This is a genomic window from Peribacillus sp. FSL P2-0133 (genome assembly GCF_037975445.1).
Classification (GTDB): domain Bacteria; phylum Bacillota; class Bacilli; order Bacillales; family DSM-1321; genus Peribacillus; species Peribacillus simplex_E.
The window spans coordinates 4,061,022-4,079,881 of the sequence record NZ_CP150254.1; the positions used below are offsets into that span (position 1 = coordinate 4,061,022).

An 18,860-nucleotide genomic window follows, 5' to 3' on the forward strand; every position below is an offset into this window, starting at 1 on the left:
CCCCAAAATCATGTTTTGATTAGAGCTCAAGTTCATTGATTAGTTATTTCAAATAACTTTTTTATGAGGTAGTAATCAGTCTTTCGCATTTTCACTAAATTAGGTATTTTCGGCGAGTAAACAAGTAATTATCCACTTCTGCTAAATCCTGCTAGTTTACAAAAGCTTACTATACAAGCGTTGTCGTGTGACGAATCGTTTGTTCTACTAATCAGAATTAATCCTTTTAGTTGCTTTTTCTTCTAGATGCCCGCCTGTCGAGTTCTTTTAGCTTTTTTAGAAATCTTGAACATCCTCTTAAGTACGTGCTTCTGCTTTCTTTAAAATATTCTTTATATACTCTTTAAATTTTGCTCTACCTAAACTTCCCTTTCCCCGTCATTCTGTGTAGCCCCCCCTATATTGATCAAACAAATTTCCCAACGTTTTAAGCTACTTTTCGATTTTCCTGACAATCATCCTTCATTAAATTCATGTTTTATAAAGATTTGTTTTAGGTTCTTGTCCTGCTTTCAGCATGAAGTCTGGAGGATAAGAAACCAACGTTGGAAACATGTTGTCATGTAAATTATTCTCTATTACTTTTTTTAAATTCATTGAAAATATTCACTTAAGTTTTTCACCCGTTCATATATTTGAATTTGATAAACGGAGTTTCTTTTATATAGAAAAAGAAACTCCCCGAATAAGCGACTTTTATTACTGTTTCATTATGTTCAATTCTTTCAAAATATAGGGCTTATATTAAATTATAGGGATTGTTATTGGCCTAAAAAGAAGGAATACAATTGCTAGTAAATCACGGAGAGAGTTTGAAGAAAATCAGTATTAAAATGTTGAGCATTTAATTAACAATAACTGTGTTACTTGTTGAGACAAGACAAGAACAACAACATATATTGTTATATAAGGAGTTGTATATATGAATAAAAATAAAACCTACCACATCAAGGTTGAAAAGAAAAATGAATAACATCGACTGGGTAAGCATTAAAGATTTTCCGATAATTTTCCCTGAAATAGACGATAGCTCAAGGATACAACGAGCTACCGATACAGGGTATACAGTATTTTTTCCAGATGGTGATTATATTTGTAAGAACGTAATTCCTAGAAATAATATGCATTGGTTCGGTTTAGGAAACGCTGTTTTAAAATTACCAAGAGGAACAACAGAAGGAAGCATTTTGTATTATGGAAATTTAAATCATCAAACAATAGACATTGATGATTCTCTCCCTGCTTTAAAAGGTATTAGAATCGAAGGCATACAATTTGATGCTAATGGAAATGATAGTGCTTCAACTCGACTGATTACATTAGTCAACGTATATGATGTAAATATTGAGTACTGTAAATTTTTTATATCTAATACTGGTATTTTATTATCATCTACAACTAGTCATGCTTCCTATGAGAGAAACCACAATATAAATATTGATACTTGTGAATTTACACAAAGTGATATTACTGTTCCGTTAGGCTTTGCAATTAATATGCAAGCTGCTATTCATGGGGGAAATATACACATGTGTATATTTATAAATTTAAAGGTTCGTAGTGCGATTAGAATGTATGAAAGTACTATTGTAAACGACCATATATATAGTTCTTCTAGTTGGAACTTTGATAAAAATAAATTTATTAATATAAAAGATCCCTTACCAGGAAAGACAGGGACTGGCAATGACGCTAATGGAATGTATTTACGCGGTATTTTCTTGAACGTTACAAATAATGAGTTTTGGGGTGTTGAAGGAAATAATATTGAAATGCAAAATACACAACTTTCAAAATTTACACGTAATCCTTTTAACGATGAGAGGTTTAATAGTGTTTCAGGAAATAAATTCGTCATCCTTGATGAACATTTATTCCAAGGAGAAGCCGTTGTGCATTTTAGAAATTCTCATACAATTGCAAGTAATAATCAATTCTTTATCGATTGTACAAGTGGTCAAAAAGGGTATTTTCCATGTATTACAGCTAAATGGGGTCAGCGTGTTCAAATAATGGGAAATAACTTTAAAACCATAAACACACGCGAGGTTGTCGAAATCTATGGAGCAGTAGGAACCTATGGTCTTGATTATGAAGACGTTATTATTTCTAACAATATATTTGATCCGAACATTGTTAAATCATATGGTTCTGTAAAAATAACATCAGTCGGAACATCAGTAATAAAAAGTGTTTTAATAGAAGGAAATTCATTTAAAGGGTTTAATGCGGTTGAATTCTGTAATGCATTTTTGAATTCGAGTTATGGTCAAATCGAAAAAATAGTTTTTAAAGGAAACTCTGTAGAAGGAAAACCATTCACGTTCAAAAATGGATCACCTAAAAAAATTGAATCAGATATGTTTGGAACATATACTTTTTATGTCAATGCAACCACTGGAGATGACAATAATGCCAGACTAACCGAAATCGGATATCCCGCAAAAACGCTATCTCGTGTATTGACAATGCTGCCTAAAAACTGTGAAAGTGCTTCTATAATAATCAAGATTGCCGATGGGATATATAATAACGTTACTTCCGTCGGATTGTCAGAGTTTCAAATGAATGGAATGTTGACGATTACAGGGAATGTAACTACTCCCAATAATGTTATCATTCCCCGTATATACTTTTGGAATTCGTTTATCCAACAATTAATAATAGAGGGTGTAAAAACAAATCATGCAACAACAGATGGTGTATCTTTCCAATATTTTACCGGATTTGCCAACATTCGCAACTCCTTACTACATTCTAAAGATGCATTGACAGCTTTAGCATCTGATAGAATCATTGTTGAAAATTGCGATTTTAACAATATAAGATACGGAATATCAGCTCAGCGCCTAACTACAATCTATAGTTCTTCAAACACTGGGTTAAGTAGAATAAATAATTTAAGAGCTCAATCTGGGGGTACAATAATTATGAACGGTACACAACCGTCAGGAACAGAATTAATGGATACTGGTGGACAGATACGCTAAATAACAAATGAGAAACCATAAATTTAAATAAGTAACACAATTCAGAATCGCCATTAATAAACTGTTCACAACTCTCCCCCTTACTTACATCTAATTTCACTACACATGAATCAATCTCAGTAGAATTTTTTTTAACCCCATGTAAACTATGTTATGGTTTTAATTGTTTTAAGTAATGTTGTATTTCCTGTTTCCTTCACACTTTCTTAGTATGATAGAAAAAAAAGTGTTTTGGGAATGATTATTCTGCAGTATTTTGAAAAAGTTTTTTCACACATGCAAAAGGATATACCGGAAACTCAGGTCAATTGCCCTGGTTGTGCAGGTACAGATGCTTACGATATTCATACAGATTGTCTTACCTGCAATGCAAAGGTATTAATAAGCAATGCTGAGTATAATAGGAGGCTTGAAGAGGGTGAGATTTAAAGAATTTCATGAGGTCGATATATGTAAACCAGAAGCAATATTGGCTATTGCTTCTTTTTTTGTCCAAAACAATGCCGTTTGCCCCTAACATAAATAGGGTACCAGGGGGGATACATATGACAGCAATTACTCATATTGGATTGGCTGTACCTGATTTTGGATGGTGCGATTAAATACAGGTGTCGGGATTCAAGTTATTGGCTGGTCCCTTTTCATATGATGCATTGATGAAAAAAAACGAATATGACGAATGATCTTTTGGGTGATCATGTTACAAAGATGCGTAATGCTTAACATCTTTGTAGATGTTCTTAACAGCACAGTTAGCGGTATTTCGAAAAACTAGAAAATCCAGCATCATATCAAGATCCTGGTTAGATGCTCAAGATTTATTTTAATTTCATGAGCAAACCTACCGATTCAACTTTACAATTTAATCTATGGATTAAATTGTAAAGTAATTGCTTCAAATGCCTCATATACAAAGAAAGCGCTTTCATTTATAATAATCACAAGAAAACCAAGCCGAGGGGTGTGTTCAATATGATAGGTGAAAATGAAGGGAATTTCTTTAAAGGACTTTTGTTTGGTACATCTTTGAGCATACCGCTATGGATTTCTTTTATTGGATGGATAAAATTGATCATTAATAGTTTATTTTAGAGCCCTAGGGCTCTTTTTATTTTGTTGTAGTCAATATTACTTAGATTTATAGTGTTCACTTAATTTTTATAGATTGTTCTTTATAACTTTAGTAAAATGAGAATGATAATTACTATCAATTGAGGAGAATAACTATTATGGGTGTACGTTTGTTAAAAGAAGAACTTCCGGTTGTTAATAAAATCTGGTCACGTGATTTTATTATGATTTTCTTGGCTAACTTTTTTGTTTTTTTATCCTTTCAGATGACTTCCCCTACCCTTCCGCTTTTTGTAAAAGAGCTTGGCGGAAATGAACGGTATATTGGGTTAGTTGCTGGCATGTTTTTATTTTCTGCCCTGATTGTCCGCCCCTTTGCTGGACAGGCCTTGGAAACAAAAGGCAGACGTTTTGTTTTCTTGTTCGGTCTAGCCCTTTTGGCTGTAGCGATTGGTTCGTTTGGATTTATGATGAGTATTTTCCTTCTATGCGCCATAAGGATTGTACAAGGGATTGGCTGGGGATATACGACCACGGCATCAGGTACGATTGCCTCTGATCTTATCCCAGCAAGGCGTCGGGGTGAGGGAATGGGATACTTCACTTTATCGGGTAATTTGGCGATGGCTTTTGGTCCTTCATTCGGGCTGTTCTTAGCGGATGTTTTAACCTTTCAACATTTGTTTTTATTTTGCGGAGTATTAAGCCTGGCAGCTTGGATCATGGCTTCAACAATTACGTATAAAAAAGTAGATCATGCTTCTGTCCCAGTAAAAACTAATAGGTTTGACATATATGAAAAAAGCGCTGTTGCTCCGTCCGTACTTGTTTTTTTCATTACGGTAACTTTTGGCGGGACTGCTACCTTCTTACCGCTTTATACAATTGAAAAAGGTCTGACAGGTATTCAAGGGTACTTTTTTCTTTACGCTTTAGCTCTTATTTTCACACGTATGTTTGCTGGAAAGATCTATGATCAAAAAGGACATCAAGCTGTCTTCATTCCGTCTACTCTTTTTATCGTAGTGGCGATGCTATTGCTAGCCTGGATGCCAAGTAACATGATTCTGTATATGGCAGCTATTTTTTATGGCATTGGATTCGGTGCTGTCCAACCGGCTCTTCAAGCATGGTCTCTTGAACACGCTGCCCGAAATCGAAAAGGTATGGCCAATGCCACTTTCTATTCCTTCTTTGATCTTGGAATCGGTTTCGGGGCCATCCTCTTCGGACAAATCGGCTATCTGTTTGGGTATATAAGCATTTACATAATGGCCGCAGTCTCTGTGGGGATTTCAATATTGGCGTACCTATGGATTTTAAGAAAAATGAAGTAATTACACATTATAGGACATCTTTATCGATGTTCTTTTTTTCTGAAAACAGAAGTGCAGAACAGTTTATCGCATTTGAATCAGCACATTTTTTAACCCTATGTAAACTATGTTATGGTTTTATTTGTTTTAAGTAATGTTATTGTATTCCCTGTTTCCTTCTCTCTTTTTCGTTGTATGATAGAAAAAAAAGGAGTTTTGGGAATGATTATTCTGCAGTATATTGGAAAAGTTTTTTCATTCATGCATAAGGATATACCGGAAACTCATGTTAAATGCCATGTTTGTGCAGGTACAGGTGCTTACGATATTTATACAGATTGTCTTACCTGTAATGCAAAGGGATTAATTAGTAAAGTTGAGTATAATAGGAGGCTTGAAGAGGGTGAGATTTAAAGAATTTCATGAGGTCGATATATGTAAACCAGAAGCAATATTGGCTATTGCTTCTTTTTTTGTCCAAAAACGATGCCGTTTGCCCCTCACCTTAGAAGTGTATTATTAACAAAGTGCTAATAAAGCTAATAAGTGTTCCCGGGATTGTACCGAGGCCATTTTCTTTAGTCCATTGATAACGAGATTCATTGTATTCTTATATAACTCGATCAACATCTATCCGTTTATGTTTTATATTCTGCTAAATCTTTAAAGTGGCCAAAAAAACTCCCCATCGGCGAATTATCCCAACAGTTCCCCTTGTTTTAACACTGGAGGAGTACCTTCGGTGTAGCATTATAATAGAAGCGTCATTAGTGAAAAGCGCTTAAGCCTGTCACATATCAGATTGGCTCCTTATAGATTTTGTTAGTTTAACAAATGATAAGTCAAAGGAGTGATAAATTTGAAAGTGGAAGGTGTATATACTTATTTATGTGAAAGTTGTTCAACGCTGTTTGGCGTAGTATCTCGTTTTTCTGTTATGGAAGATAGGGTTGATACACTGACGTGTCCCAAGTGTTCTAAGAAAGTAGCAGTATGCATTGGAGAAGGGCATATAAATTACGTAAATGATGAAAAAAGGGAAGAAATAATAACGAACGAAACGAATGAGATATCACAACTACCAGAATTATTAACTGTAGAGCATTTGGCAGATTATTTAAATGTTAGTGAAAGAACTGCTGATGAATACATGGGAAGTCCCGATTTTCCTTTAATTCGTTTAAAAAGGTCCAAGAGGGTTTTCAGGGATGACTTTTTAGACTGGTTACAATCAAAGAAAAAATAAAACAAGAAGAAGTCATTTCGAAATTGTCTAGCTAATAGAAATTTTAAAAAAAGCTGAGGTGCTACGTAATGGCAGCACCTTATTTGTATTTTTTATTAAATCTGTTGGTCTGCAAAGCTATCCAGCAAAGCGTAAACTCCCTAATTTATCACAAATATCTTCCGCTTGTTCCTGCACCGTATGCTTCTTTAAATTCATTTTTCCTCGACTACTTATCTTATTTATACCATTGGCTATTGCTTCTTTTTTTGTCCAAAACGGTACCGTTTGCCCCTCACCTTAAAAGGGTATTTTATTATCAGGGGGGATACATATGACAGCAATTACTCATGTTGGCTTGGCTGTACCTGATTTGGATGCTGCGATTAAGTGGTATGAGCAGGTGTTGGGTTTCAGGTTATTGGCGGGTCCCTATTCGTTTGATGCAAGTTCAGAGAATGAACATAATATGACGAATGATCTTCTTGGTGATGATGTTAAAAAGATGCGTAATGCACATTTGATGGCGGATAATGGAGTGGGGATTGAGCTTTTTGAGTTTGTGGAGCCGAGGATGCCTAAGGGTGAGAGTCGCGGTTATGAGGGCTTTTTTCATATTTGCTTAATAGCGGATGATATCGAAAAGCTGGCTGATGATATTGCTGCTTCTCGCGGAAGAAAGCGGAGCGATATATGGAATACATGGGAGAAAAAGCCCTATTATTTAATATATTGTGGAGATCCTTTCGGCAATATCATTGAACTTTACAGCCGAAGCACGGAAATGATGTATGGAAATAGAGATTGACAAGAACAGCCCCCAATTTGAGTATTGGGAGCTGTTCTTGTTTTTTATTACTTTTTAACTGTTACTTTTCTTGATTCGCTAACGTTTTTCGCTTTGTCTTTAGCATAGGTATATAGGTTCTGCCCGGCTTTTTGCTTAGGGATATTAACCGAGAATGTGCCTTTAGCCGTTGCTGTGGCAGAGCCGATCACTTTTCTTGATGCTTTGATGGATACCGTGGAGTTGGCTTCTGCTTTGCCTGTTACTTTTGTCGTTTTTGTCGTTACTGTGTTGACCGTCGGTTTACTTGGTGCTGTTTTGTCTGCGACGGTTACTGTTTTGATCGAGCTAACATTTCCTGCTTTATCGGTTGCTGTAACGGATAGGACTTTTCCGGCTTTTTGTTTTTTTGCCATCGTTACGGTGAAATTCCCTGCGCTGTTGGAATTTGATTTGCCTAGAACCGTACTGCCAGTTTTGACAGTGACGGAAGAGCCCGTTTCCGCTTTGCCGGTTACTTTGACGGTATTGTCACCTACCGTATTTACGGACGGTCTTGCAGGAGCCGTTTTATCTGCCACTTTAAATGAAACAGGAATACTTTTATTTCCCGATTTATCGATGACTCTAGTAGAGATGGTCGTGCCTGCTGTTTGTTTTGCAATAGTCGCTGTAAACGTTTTTTCGCCGTTGATTTTCACTGTGGCAAGTTGCTTTTTACCGGTATAAATGGAGACGGTACCCGTTTTAAAATCAGTCGGGATTTTCCCATTGATCTTGGTGTCCTTATCGGATATCGCGGTCACGGCCGGTTTGGTCAGTGTCTTCATCTCGAGTGCTCTTTTGGCATTGACCCGCCCGTTTCCATAGTATATGTCTTTCCCTTTTGCACCTAGGTCCACGGCTGAATCGTAGAGACGGTATTCGACCTCAGTTTTGTTGAGTTTGGGCTCATTGGACCAAATCAATGCCGCTACACCCGCCACCATCGGCGTGGCCATCGATGTTCCGCTCATCCAGCCGTATCTACCATATGGCAAGGTTGAAAGGATATCATCTCCAGGGGCCGCAATATCGACTGTTGAATGGTAGTTGGAATAACTGGGACGCCTGTCCCTTGAGTCAGTGGCAGCAACGGATATGACGTGGCTGAATGCGGCTGGGTACACACGCTGTACATTTTTCCCCATATCCCCTTCATTCCCGGCAGCCGCGACGATCAGTACGCCTTTTTTATAGGCTTCCTGGACAGCCTTATTCAAGGCCTCCGAATAACTGGTATCTCCTAAACTCATATTGATGATGTTTGCCTTTTGCTGAACGGCATAATGTATCGCTTCAATGATATCGGCCGTATCGGCATATTCTCCATCAAAGACATTGATCGGCATTAGTTTAACGTTTGGGGCAACACCAGTTCCGCCTATGCTGTTGTTCGCAGAACCGGCAATGATGCCTGCGATATGTGTTCCATGCGCCCCTTTTGGTACGATATGCTTCCGATTTTTTATCGTATCATAGGCATTGACGATCTTCCCTTTTAAATCTTCGTGGTTGCGATCGATGCCGTCGTCAATGATGGCCACGATCAATTCCTTCGAGCCCATAGTTTTTGTCCACGCTGCACTCGTACCAAGCCTTTTATGATGCCATTGGTCTATGTAAGCTGGATCGTTCGGGCTTTCCATCTTCTTGAAAAGATAGTTTGGTTCTGCATATTCCACATTCTTCTGTTCTTCTAGTTCCTCGATTACGTTGTCGGTCGTTTCCCCTTTAGGAACCTCCACCTTTTCTATCAACTCGTTGATCGGCTCATCATTCGTCTCTTTATATTTGACGATGACACCATCAGATTGCGGGGTCTCCTCTGCAGATGCAACATCTGGCTGGTAGATTGGCAGAATCATAAACAGTAATAATACCGGCAGTAAAGCCTGAATAAGTTTGTGCATACAATCACTCCAAAAAATATGATTAAGAATAGCTATCGATGAGGTTATATCATGAACCAATTCTACTATTATTCCTAACTAGATTGTATACCGTCTGATTTGGATTTACTAACCTTTTTATCTAGTTAAAATAGCTTATTTAAAAACAAAAAACCGCTATAAAGCGGACTCAGTTTGTCGACAAAATTAGGTTCTGCCTAAATTTTATATGAACGGAAGGTGCGAGACTCCTGCGGGAAAAGCGCGTCCAAGAGAGACCACGCAGACGTGAAGTGGCGAGAAGGCTCCCGGCCCCCCCGCGGAAAGCGAGTGCCTGGAGTGGAAATCAACAATCCCTCAAAAAGACTGTAGGCAAAAGGAGTTCTATCTTACTATTAAAACAAAGTTGATTGGAGTGGAAGGTACGAGACTCCTGCGGGAAAAGCGAGTCCAGGGGAGACCCCGCAGACGCGAAGCGGCGAGGAGGCTCCCGGACCGCCCGCGGAAAGCGAGTGCCTGGAGTGGAAATCAACAATCCCTCAAAAAAACTGCAGGCAAAAGGAGTTCTATCTTACTATTAAAACAAAGTTGATTGGAGTGGAAGGTACGAGACTCCTGCGGGAAAAGCGAGTCCAGGGGAGACCCCGCAGACGCGAAGCGGCGAGGAGGCTCCCAGACCGCCCGCGGAAAGCGAGTGCCTGGAGTGGAAATCAACAATCCCTCAAAAAAACTGCAGGCAAACTCGATTTTCTTCGAGTTTGCCTGCAGTCTGTAACACTATAAAGCGGTTTAATGTCCTCCTAAATAGGCATTCTTGATTTCTTCGCTTGCGGTCAGTTCCTCTGATTTGCCTGATAGGACAATTCGGCCGGTTTCGACAACATAGGCCCTGTCCGCGATGGATAGTGCTAAGTTGGCATTTTGTTCGACCAGCAGGATCGTTGTACCTGTTTTGTTGATTTCTTCGATGATGTTAAAGATTTGCTTCACCAATAATGGCGCGAGTCCCATCGATGGCTCGTCCAATAACAGAAGCCGGGGCTTGGCCATGAGGGCCCTGCCCATTGCGAGCATTTGCTGTTCCCCGCCGGAAAGGGTTCCGGATTGCTGTTTCAGGCGCTCTAGCAAACGCGGGAATAATTCATAGACTTTCTCCATGTCCTGCTTGATTCCTGCCTTATCTTTGCGTAAATAAGCACCAAGCTGAAGGTTTTCTTCAACCGTCATGTTAGCAAAGACACGCCGGCCTTCAGGGACATGGGATATGCCCATTTTCACGATGGATTGTACTGCCTTTCCGCCGATGGATTGCCCTTCGTAGATAATCTTCCCTTGTTTTGGTTTTAATAGGCCGGAAATGCTTTTCAGCATCGTGCTTTTCCCGGCTCCATTCGCCCCGATAAGGGTCACGATTTCGCCTTCGTTAATAGAAAGCGAGATTCCTTTCAAGGCTTGAATGTTTCCGTAATAGACGTTGATGTCCTCGATTTTTAACATTATGAAACCTCCTCGCCCAGATAGGCCTCGATGACTTTTGGATTGTTACGGATTTCCTCTGGCTTTCCTTGAGCGATCAGTTGTCCGTGATCGAGTACGTATATGCGTTCGCAAACACCCATGACGAGCGGCATATCATGTTCTATCAATAATACGGTCAAATCAAACTTCTTACGGATAAGGGCAATCAGGTTCATGAGTTCATGCGTTTCCTGGGGATTCATCCCCGCAGCCGGTTCATCCAGTAAAAGCAGTTTCGGGTTGGCTGCAAGTGCACGGGCGATTTCTAAACGTCTTTGTTTACCATATGGCAGGTTCTTCGCCTTTTCATCCTTATATTGATCAAGGTTGAAGATCTTCAGGAACTCAATCGCCTTTTCATCCATTTCCTTTTCGCCTTTAAAATGGATCGGCATGCGGAAGATTGAACTTAAAATGCCATGCTTCGAAAGCGAATGATAGGCCACTTTAACATTATCGATCACGGATAGTTCACTGAATAAGCGAATGTTCTGGAATGTCCGGCTGATCCCTTTTTGTGTAATTTTATATGGAGGCAGTTTTCTTAAGTTTTCACCTTCCAAAGAAATGGTGCCCTCTGTCGGGACGTAAACTCCTGTCAGCAAATTAAAGAAAGTTGTTTTTCCAGCGCCGTTCGGCCCGATCAAGCCAATTAATTCTCCTGGATATAACTCGACGTTAACATCAGAAACGGCTTTAAGCCCTCCGAACTGGATGCCGACTGAATCGACTTTAAGCAGCGGTGTTTTTATTTTTTTCATGGCTGCTTCCTCCTTTACGTTTGAACATGGATGTTATTTCTTTTGTCCCCATTAAACCTTGTGGACGATAGAGCATCATCACGATAAGCACAAGGCTGTAGATGATCATTCGAGTTTCCGGATAATCCTGCAGGAAAGTCGTGACTACCGTCAGTAATATCGCGGCCAATACGGCACCGGAAAGACTTCCAAGACCGCCAAGTACGACTAGGATCAAAATATCGAATGATTTCAAGAATCCGAAGTTCGATGGCTGGATGATATAGAAGTTATGAGCGTAAAGCCCTCCAGCAATACCGGCAAAAAAAGCACCGATTGCAAACGCGACAACTTTGTAATACGTCGTGTTGATTCCCATCGAATCGGCAGCCGTCTCGTCCTCGCGGATCGATATGCAGGCCCTACCATGGGTCGAGCTAGTAAAGTTTCGGATAACGATGATCGTAACGAGGACGGAAGCGAATACCCACGGCCAAGTAGTCAAATGGGAAACCTGCATGCCGCTCGCCCCGCCGACATAATCGATATTCAAAAGCATGATCCGGACGATTTCCCCAAAACCGAGGGTCGCAATCGCCAGGTAGTCACCTTTTAAGCGTAAGCTTGGAATTCCGATGATCAATCCTGCCAACGCTGACGCCAAACCTCCGACTATCAATGCCGCATAAAATGGCATTTCCAGCTTCATCGTCATAACGGCTGAAGCATAGGCACCGACTGCCAGGAATCCGGCATGTCCGATGGAGAACTGCCCGGTTATCCCGATGATCAAGTGAAGGCTCGCTGCCAGAATGATATTGATCCCGATGAACATGAGCGTATTTTGATAAAAAGGATTTAGCGATCCGCCGCCGATTAACACTTGAACTACGGCGAAAAAGATCAATGATAGTGAAATCGAGAGCCAAAAACCTTTTGCTCGCTTAATTGTAGTCATTGCTTTGTCTCCCCTATACTTTTTCTTTTTTGTTTTTACCGAATAAGCCTTGTGGCATGAAAATCAAGATAAGAATCAGTACGACGAAGGCTACAGCATCACGCCATAATGAGTAACCGGCGGCACTGACCAAAGCCTCGATGACACCTAGCAATAAGCCACCGACCATCGCGCCCGGTATAATCCCGATCCCTCCAAGTACGGCGGCAACGAATGCCTTCAATCCCGGAAGCACACCCATGAGCGGCTCGATCTTAATATAGTAAATACCGAAAATGACACCCGCTGCCCCAGCCAATGCGGAACCGATTGCAAAGGTGGCAGAAATCGTGTTATCGACATTTATTCCCATCAGCTTAGCTGCATCCGCGTCGAAGGAAACGGCACGCATCGCTTTTCCTATTTTTGATTTATGAACGATGATTTGAAGGATGATCATTAGAACTACGGCCACTCCAAAAATCAAAACCGATTGGCTATTGATGGAAACTCCAAAAATATTGAACTTTTCTGTCGGCAATACATCATTCGGATAAGCTTCCGGCTGTGCACCGCGTAGGTAGATGAATCCGTATTCGATCAAAAGGGAAACACCGATGGCAGTGATAAGTGCAGCAATACGTGTTGCGTTACGCAATGGCTTGTACGCGATACGCTCGATCAAAACCCCAAACAGCGCACAGACCGTCATCGAGATTAATAGGGCGGGAATGAATGACAGATCCAGAACCGTTATCGAGTAAAACCCAACGAATGAGCCTACCATGAATACATCGCCATGTGCGAAGTTTATCAATTTTACAATCCCGTAAACCATCGTATATCCGAGAGCGATAAGGGCATAAATACTTCCTAGTGAAATCCCGTTTATTAACTGTTGTATCAATTCCATGTTCGACTCTCCTTGAAAATCTAATTTTATGAGTGATTAGTCCAGACTCTTTTCATTCCGCAATGGGGAAGTTCAGCGACCTGGTATGCTTTGAAAATGAGAATTCGCCAGCACCTTCTTATTGACGAAGGGCCGGCGAAAAGGTTGGAGTTTTTCTCCGAAATTAAGGATTGATTTTTGTGTTGAATACTTGTTTTCCCTCTTTAAATTCAAGGATGGTAGCAGATTTGATTGGATTATGTTTTTCATCCAATGTGAATGTACCTGTTACAAGCTCAAGGTCTGCCGTTTTTTCCAGCGCTTCTTTGATTTTTTCTGAATCCGCTGAACCAGCACGTTTAATCGCGTCTGCAAGGAAGTATCCTGTGTCATATCCTAGAGCGTTAAATGCATCAGGGGATTTATCTTTGTACTTCGCTTTAAATGCTGACACAAAATTCTGAATTTTCTCATCAGGGTCACCTGAAGAATAATGGTTCGTGATGAATGTGTTATTTAGAGCTTTTGCACCGGCAATTTCAACTAGCTTAGGAGAATCCCATCCGTCGCCGCCCATGAATGGTACGTCAAGTCCAGTTTCGCGTGCCTGTTTCACGATCAAACCAGCTTCTTCATAGTAACCAGGAAGGAAAATGAAATCAGGTTTTGCCGATTTCAAACGAGTCAATGTGGAACGGAAATCAGTATCTTTCGCAATGTAAGCTTCCTCAGCCACGATCTTTCCGCCATTTTTTTCGAATTGTTCTTTAAAGGCTGCGGCTAATCCTTTTGAATAATCACTTGCGCTGTCAATATAGATGGCTGCACTTTTCGCTTTGATTTCTTTAGTGGCGAAATTCGCAGCTACTGTCCCTTGGAACGGATCGATGAAGCTTGTCCGGAAAATGTAATCGTTCAATTTATCCTTGCTGAAAGTGATTTCAGGGCTTGTACCAGATGGTGAGATGACCGGCACTTTATTATCTTGGGCAATCTGCACTTGTGCAATTGAGTTCGTGCTTGTCGCTGCACCGACGATCGCTGCAACCTGATCTTGTGATGTCAGCTTGATCGCTCCGCTTGTCGCTTCAGATGCTTCAGATTTATTATCGACTTTTATAAGTTTGATTTTTTTACCGTCAATGCCTTCTTTATTGATTTCTGCAGTCGCAAGCTCCAGGCCTTCTGCAATCGATTGTCCATATGAAGCTACGCCGCCAGATAATTCAAGGTTGACACCAATCTTGATCGTATCTCCATCCCCGCTTGATTTTTCTGATGAACCAGAGCCGGAACAACCAGCCAGCACTCCTGCAGCAAGTGTTAGAGAAAGGAATGCACCTGCTAACTTTTTCTTTTTCATAAATAATCCCCCCATTTTGTAATCAAGCTCTGATGCATGAATATTTATTCAAGATGCCTCAGAAAAAATTGATTAGATGAAATGTTTCAAATTAAATTAATATTTCGAAAAATAGTTTACCGCATAATTTTCATTCCGTCTATACAATAATTGTGAGAAGATTTCGCTAAATAGGATATTTTTCACAGAGAGTGCTATATCATTTTTATCTTTATATATTTTAAATATTGTGAAAATAGGCGATATAATCAGAAAAAACTGATAATTTAATTATATTGATATTGTAAAATCTTTATTAATTGCTCAAAAAATTTTATTCATTCTCTTATTTTTTTCATCCTATTACTTACATTTTTTCCAAAATACAAGTATATTGATAGGGAATTAAACCCATTTTTTTCATTGTTTTTTAGTCTTAATTCCTATATCAAAATTGAATAATACTATACTGGATGTATAAAATCGTGCATGAATATCCCCTGCTTTTATCTCCCTGTATATTATGCATATCCCGATCATCAATCAAAAAAACCGCCAAATGGCGGTTCTTGACTGTAGACAAACCTGATAATATTTGATTTAACGTTGATTGGAACGTAGAGCACTCGCTTTCCGCGGGCGGTCCCGCCCTCAGCAGACTTTGCGCCTGTGGTGTCTCCCTTGGACGCGCTTTTCCCGCAGGAGTCTCGCACACCCATTCCAAACAACTCCTTTTGACTAGAAACTCAAACTGCCAAACGGCGGTTCAATGGCCTCCTAAATAGGCCATTTTTATTTCTTCACTTGAAGTGAGTTCATCGGCATTGCCCGAGAGGACGATTCGGCCCGTTTCAACGACATAAGCCCGATCTGCAATGGATAAAGCAAGGTTGGCGTTTTGCTCGACCAAAAGGATCGTTGTGCCGGACTCACTGATTTCCTGGATGATGTTGAATATTTGCTTCACCAGAAGCGGTGCAAGGCCCATCGAAGGTTCATCGAGCAATAATAAACGTGGTTTCGCCATCAAAGCCCGACCCATTGCAAGCATCTGCTGTTCACCGCCTGAAAGCGTGCCAGCCTGCTGTTTGATTCTCTCCAGCAGTCTCGGAAATAACTCATAGACCTTTTTCATGTCTTTATTAATGTTCTCTTTGTCTTTCCGCAAATAGGCCCCAAGCTCCAGGTTTTCGGCAACCGTCATGTTAGCAAAGACACGGCGGCCTTCAGGTACATGGGATATGCCCATTTTCACGATGGACTGTGCAGCTTTTCCCCCGATCGGATCGCCTTCGAACAGAACTTTTCCTTGCTTTGGTTTTAACAGACCGGAAATCGTTTTAAGCAACGTGCTTTTTCCCGCTCCGTTCGCCCCGATCAAAGTCACGATTTCCCCCTCGTTTATCTCCATGGAAACCCCTTTTAACGCTTGGATATTGCCATAATAAACATTGATGTCCTCTATTTTCAGCATCAGGAAACCTCCTCTCCTAAATATGCCTCGATAACCTTTGGATCGTTGCGGATTTCTTCCGGCTTTCCGTGAGCGATAAGCTGTCCATGATCAAGGACATAAATCCGTTCGCATACCCCCATGACCAATGACATATCATGTTCGATGAGCAAAACGGTAAGATTGAATTCCCTCCGGATAAAAGCAATGAGGTTCATCAATTCTTTCGTTTCATGCGGGTTCATCCCGGCTGCAGGTTCATCCAGTAAAAGAAGTTTCGGATTGGCGGCAAGAGCACGGGCAATTTCCAGCCGCCTTTGCTGTCCGTATGGAAGATTCTTCGCTTTTTCATCCTTAAAATGATCAAGGTTGAATATCCTCAAGAATTCCAGCGCCTTTTCATTCATTTCCTTTTCTCCGGAAAAATGTCCCGGCACCCGGAATATGGAGCTTGCAATTCCATGCTTGGAAAGCGAGTGGTAAGCAACCTTCACGTTATCGATCACGGATAACTCACTGAAGAGGCGAATATTTTGAAAGGTCCTCGAAATCCCTTTTCGGGTAATTTTATATGGCGGCTGCTTATTTAGATTTTCCCCGTTCAAGGCAATCGTTCCTTCTGTAGGGACATACACACCCGTCAATAAATTGAAGAAGGTCGTTTTCCCAGCTCCATTCGGTCCGATCAAGCCTACTAGTTCCCCTGGAAATAATTCGACGTTCACATCGGACACCGCTTTCAATCCGCCAAAACGGATACCCACCGAATCTACTTTAAGCAACGGTATTGTGGCTTCCATCCTTTTTGCCCCCTTTCGTTTTTTTATGTTTGAACAATGATGTGATTTCTCTTGTTCCCATTAAACCCTGCGGGCGGAAAATCATCATCAGGATCAGGACAAGACTGTAGATGATCATCCTCGTTTCCGGATAATCCTGAAGGAATGTCGTCACGATCGTCAGTAGAATTGCGGCCAAAACCGAGCCTGAAAGACTTCCAAGACCGCCAAGTACGACGAAAATCAGTATATCGAAGGATTTCAGGAAACCGAAATTCGATGGCTGGATAATATAAAAATTATGGGCATAAAGCGATCCGGCAATTCCGGCAAAAAAAGCTCCGATGACGAAAGCCGCCACTTTATAATAGGTCGTATTGATTCCCATCGCATCAGCTGCCGTTTCATCTTCCCTTACGGATATGCATGCACGCCCGTGAGTCGAATTGGTGAAATTCCTGATGACTAAGACGGTGATCATGACACAGGCAAAAACCCATGGCCAAGTGGTCAGGTGGGATACCTGCATCCCGCTTGCCCCGCCTACATAGTCAATATTCAAAAGGACGATCCGGACAATTTCCCCAAATCCAAGGGTAGCTATCGCCAAGTAATCCCCCTTCAGACGCAAGCTGGGTATTCCGATCACCATACCCGCAACAGCGGCGATGACGCCCCCAGCCAATATAGCTATGATGAAAGGAAGTTCCAGCTTCATTGTCATGACTGCGGAAGCATAGGCCCCAACCGCTAAAAAACCTGCATGTCCGATCGAGAACTGCCCGGTTATACCAATGATTAAATGAAGGCTCGTCGCCAGCATGATATTGATGCCGATGAACATAAGCGTGTTGATATAAAATGGATTAAGGATACCGTTTGAAATGGTGTACTGCATGATTCCGAAAAAAATAAGTGCGAGCACGATCGAGAGCCAAAAACCCTTTGAATTCTTTAAAGTAGTCATCGCCATGTCTCCCCTATACTTTTTCTCTTTTATTTTTACCGAACAGTCCCTGCGGCAAGAAAATCAAAATCAAGATAAGTACGACGAAAGCCACACCATCGCGCCATAATGAGTAACCGGCTGCACTGACCAAAGCTTCGATCACTCCAAGCAGCAGACCGCCGACCATCGCTCCCGGAATGATGCCGATGCCGCCCAAGACGGCTGCAACAAATGCTTTAAGGCCAGGAAGGACACCCATCAACGGTTCGATTTTAATATAGTAGATTCCAAAAATGACACCAGCCGCCCCTGCAAGGGCCGAACCTATGGCGAACGTAGCTGAAATCGTATTATTCACATTGATTCCCATCAGCTTTGCAGCTTCGGAATCGAATGAAACGGCACGCATCGCTTTGCCGATTTTGGTTTTATGGACAACGAATTGTAGGATGATCATTAATATGATGGAAACAGATAAGATCAATATCGATTGACTGCTGATGGAAACTCCCAATATATCGAGTTTATCCATCGGAAGGACATTATTTGGATAGGCTTCCGGCTGGGCGCCCCGGATGTAAATCAGCCCATTTTCTATCAGAAGGGAAACACCGATGGCCGTTATCAAGGCTGCAATCCGTGTTGCATTACGAAGGGGTTTATAAGCAATGCGTTCGATTAAAACGCCAAAGATGGCACATGTGACCATCGAAATCAATAAAGCCGGGATGAAGGATAAGTCCATTACGGTAATGGCGTAAAACCCTACAAATGAACCGACCATGAATACGTCGCCATGGGCGAAGTTGATGAGCTTGACGATTCCATATACCATCGTATAACCAAGAGCGATCAAAGCATAAATGCTTCCGAGTGAAATGCCATTTACCAATTGCTGAATCAGTTCCATATTGCACTCTCCCCGTTAAG

Annotated in this window: 15 protein-coding genes; 5 read left to right on the forward strand and 10 right to left on the reverse strand. The window is 41.0% G+C overall.

Annotated elements, in window-relative coordinates:
• Positions 1 to 965: 965 nt before the first annotated feature.
• The 5 genes from MKY17_RS19555 to MKY17_RS19575 all read left to right on the forward strand — a co-directional run bounded on the left by MKY17_RS19555 (position 966) and on the right by MKY17_RS19575 (position 7,410).
• Complete coding sequence (locus MKY17_RS19555) at positions 966 to 2,990, forward strand: hypothetical protein (protein ID WP_339200421.1); 2,025 nt, start codon at positions 966 to 968, stop codon at positions 2,988 to 2,990.
• Between the two features lie 1,229 nt (positions 2,991 to 4,219).
• Entirely contained in the window at positions 4,220 to 5,398 is a 1,179-nt protein-coding gene (locus MKY17_RS19560; RefSeq protein WP_339200423.1) for an MFS transporter, read from the forward strand.
• Between the two features lie 201 nt (positions 5,399 to 5,599).
• Complete coding sequence (locus tag MKY17_RS19565) at positions 5,600 to 5,791, forward strand: hypothetical protein (RefSeq protein WP_048681418.1); 192 nt, start codon at positions 5,600 to 5,602, stop codon at positions 5,789 to 5,791.
• A 451-nt stretch (positions 5,792 to 6,242) separates the two neighbouring features.
• Positions 6,243 to 6,623 (forward strand): helix-turn-helix domain-containing protein, encoded by a 381-nt coding sequence (locus MKY17_RS19570; RefSeq protein ID WP_286176902.1) that lies wholly within the window; start codon positions 6,243 to 6,245, stop codon positions 6,621 to 6,623.
• A 313-nt stretch (positions 6,624 to 6,936) separates the two neighbouring features.
• Positions 6,937 to 7,410, forward strand: a complete 474-nt coding sequence (locus MKY17_RS19575; RefSeq protein ID WP_339200427.1) for a VOC family protein — start codon at positions 6,937 to 6,939, stop codon at positions 7,408 to 7,410.
• A gap of 47 nt (positions 7,411 to 7,457) precedes the next feature.
• Here the strand turns inward: MKY17_RS19575 and MKY17_RS19580 are convergent, their stop codons facing one another.
• From MKY17_RS19580 to MKY17_RS19625, 10 genes are all read right to left on the reverse strand, one after another.
• Positions 7,458 to 9,341 carry a S8 family serine peptidase gene (locus MKY17_RS19580; protein WP_339200429.1) on the reverse strand — a complete coding sequence of 628 codons (1,884 nt, stop codon included), beginning with the start codon at positions 9,339 to 9,341 and terminating at the stop codon, positions 7,458 to 7,460.
• 768 nt (positions 9,342 to 10,109) lie between these two features.
• Complete coding sequence (locus MKY17_RS19585) at positions 10,110 to 10,817, reverse strand: ABC transporter ATP-binding protein (RefSeq protein ID WP_098369676.1); 708 nt, start codon at positions 10,815 to 10,817, stop codon at positions 10,110 to 10,112.
• Entirely contained in the window at positions 10,817 to 11,599 is a 783-nt protein-coding gene (locus tag MKY17_RS19590; protein ID WP_098369675.1) for an ABC transporter ATP-binding protein, read from the reverse strand. Before MKY17_RS19590 ends, MKY17_RS19585 begins: the two co-directional genes overlap by 1 nt.
• Complete coding sequence (locus tag MKY17_RS19595) at positions 11,571 to 12,536, reverse strand: branched-chain amino acid ABC transporter permease (RefSeq protein ID WP_141995116.1); 966 nt, start codon at positions 12,534 to 12,536, stop codon at positions 11,571 to 11,573. The genes MKY17_RS19590 and MKY17_RS19595 overlap by 29 nt, the downstream gene beginning before the upstream one ends.
• Positions 12,537 to 12,549: 13 nt before the next feature.
• On the reverse strand, positions 12,550 to 13,428 hold the full coding sequence (locus MKY17_RS19600; protein WP_339200432.1) for a branched-chain amino acid ABC transporter permease: 879 nt from the start codon (positions 13,426 to 13,428) through the stop codon (positions 12,550 to 12,552).
• A gap of 163 nt (positions 13,429 to 13,591) precedes the next feature.
• The gene (locus tag MKY17_RS19605; RefSeq protein WP_076365040.1) at positions 13,592 to 14,770 is read right to left on the reverse strand and encodes an ABC transporter substrate-binding protein; all 1,179 of its coding nucleotides are present in this window, start codon (positions 14,768 to 14,770) and stop codon (positions 13,592 to 13,594) included.
• Between the two features lie 745 nt (positions 14,771 to 15,515).
• A complete protein-coding gene (locus tag MKY17_RS19610) occupies positions 15,516 to 16,223 on the reverse strand; it encodes an ABC transporter ATP-binding protein (protein WP_098369671.1) in 708 nt (235 codons plus the stop codon).
• On the reverse strand, positions 16,223 to 17,002 hold the full coding sequence (locus tag MKY17_RS19615; RefSeq protein ID WP_098369670.1) for an ABC transporter ATP-binding protein: 780 nt from the start codon (positions 17,000 to 17,002) through the stop codon (positions 16,223 to 16,225). The genes MKY17_RS19610 and MKY17_RS19615 overlap by 1 nt, the downstream gene beginning before the upstream one ends.
• Positions 16,977 to 17,948 (reverse strand): branched-chain amino acid ABC transporter permease, encoded by a 972-nt coding sequence (locus MKY17_RS19620; RefSeq protein ID WP_098369669.1) that lies wholly within the window; start codon positions 17,946 to 17,948, stop codon positions 16,977 to 16,979. The genes MKY17_RS19615 and MKY17_RS19620 overlap by 26 nt, the downstream gene beginning before the upstream one ends.
• Positions 17,949 to 17,961: 13 nt before the next feature.
• Complete coding sequence (locus MKY17_RS19625) at positions 17,962 to 18,840, reverse strand: branched-chain amino acid ABC transporter permease (RefSeq protein WP_098369668.1); 879 nt, start codon at positions 18,838 to 18,840, stop codon at positions 17,962 to 17,964.
• Positions 18,841 to 18,860: the final 20 nt, after the last annotated feature.

Excerpts from the sequence above, each read along its gene's own strand:
- MKY17_RS19610 (WP_098369671.1), bottom strand. The coding sequence starts at position 16,223 with ATGCTGAAAATAGAGGACATCAATGTTTATTATGGCAATATCCAAGCG.
- MKY17_RS19625 (WP_098369668.1), bottom strand. The coding sequence starts at position 18,840 with ATGGAACTGATTCAGCAATTGGTAAATGGCATTTCACTCGGAAGCATT.
- MKY17_RS19615 (WP_098369670.1), bottom strand. The coding sequence starts at position 17,002 with ATGGAAGCCACAATACCGTTGCTTAAAGTAGATTCGGTGGGTATCCGT.
- MKY17_RS19560 (WP_339200423.1), top strand. The coding sequence starts at position 4,220 with ATGGGTGTACGTTTGTTAAAAGAAGAACTTCCGGTTGTTAATAAAATC.
- MKY17_RS19555 (WP_339200421.1), top strand. The coding sequence starts at position 966 with ATGAATAACATCGACTGGGTAAGCATTAAAGATTTTCCGATAATTTTC.
- MKY17_RS19575 (WP_339200427.1), top strand. The coding sequence starts at position 6,937 with ATGACAGCAATTACTCATGTTGGCTTGGCTGTACCTGATTTGGATGCT.
- MKY17_RS19580 (WP_339200429.1), bottom strand. The coding sequence starts at position 9,341 with ATGCACAAACTTATTCAGGCTTTACTGCCGGTATTATTACTGTTTATG.
- MKY17_RS19600 (WP_339200432.1), bottom strand. The coding sequence starts at position 13,428 with ATGGAATTGATACAACAGTTAATAAACGGGATTTCACTAGGAAGTATT.
- MKY17_RS19620 (WP_098369669.1), bottom strand. The coding sequence starts at position 17,948 with ATGACTACTTTAAAGAATTCAAAGGGTTTTTGGCTCTCGATCGTGCTC.
- MKY17_RS19595 (WP_141995116.1), bottom strand. The coding sequence starts at position 12,536 with ATGACTACAATTAAGCGAGCAAAAGGTTTTTGGCTCTCGATTTCACTA.
- MKY17_RS19605 (WP_076365040.1), bottom strand. The coding sequence starts at position 14,770 with ATGAAAAAGAAAAAGTTAGCAGGTGCATTCCTTTCTCTAACACTTGCT.
- MKY17_RS19590 (WP_098369675.1), bottom strand. The coding sequence starts at position 11,599 with ATGAAAAAAATAAAAACACCGCTGCTTAAAGTCGATTCAGTCGGCATC.
- MKY17_RS19565 (WP_048681418.1), top strand. The coding sequence starts at position 5,600 with ATGATTATTCTGCAGTATATTGGAAAAGTTTTTTCATTCATGCATAAG.
- MKY17_RS19585 (WP_098369676.1), bottom strand. The coding sequence starts at position 10,817 with ATGTTAAAAATCGAGGACATCAACGTCTATTACGGAAACATTCAAGCC.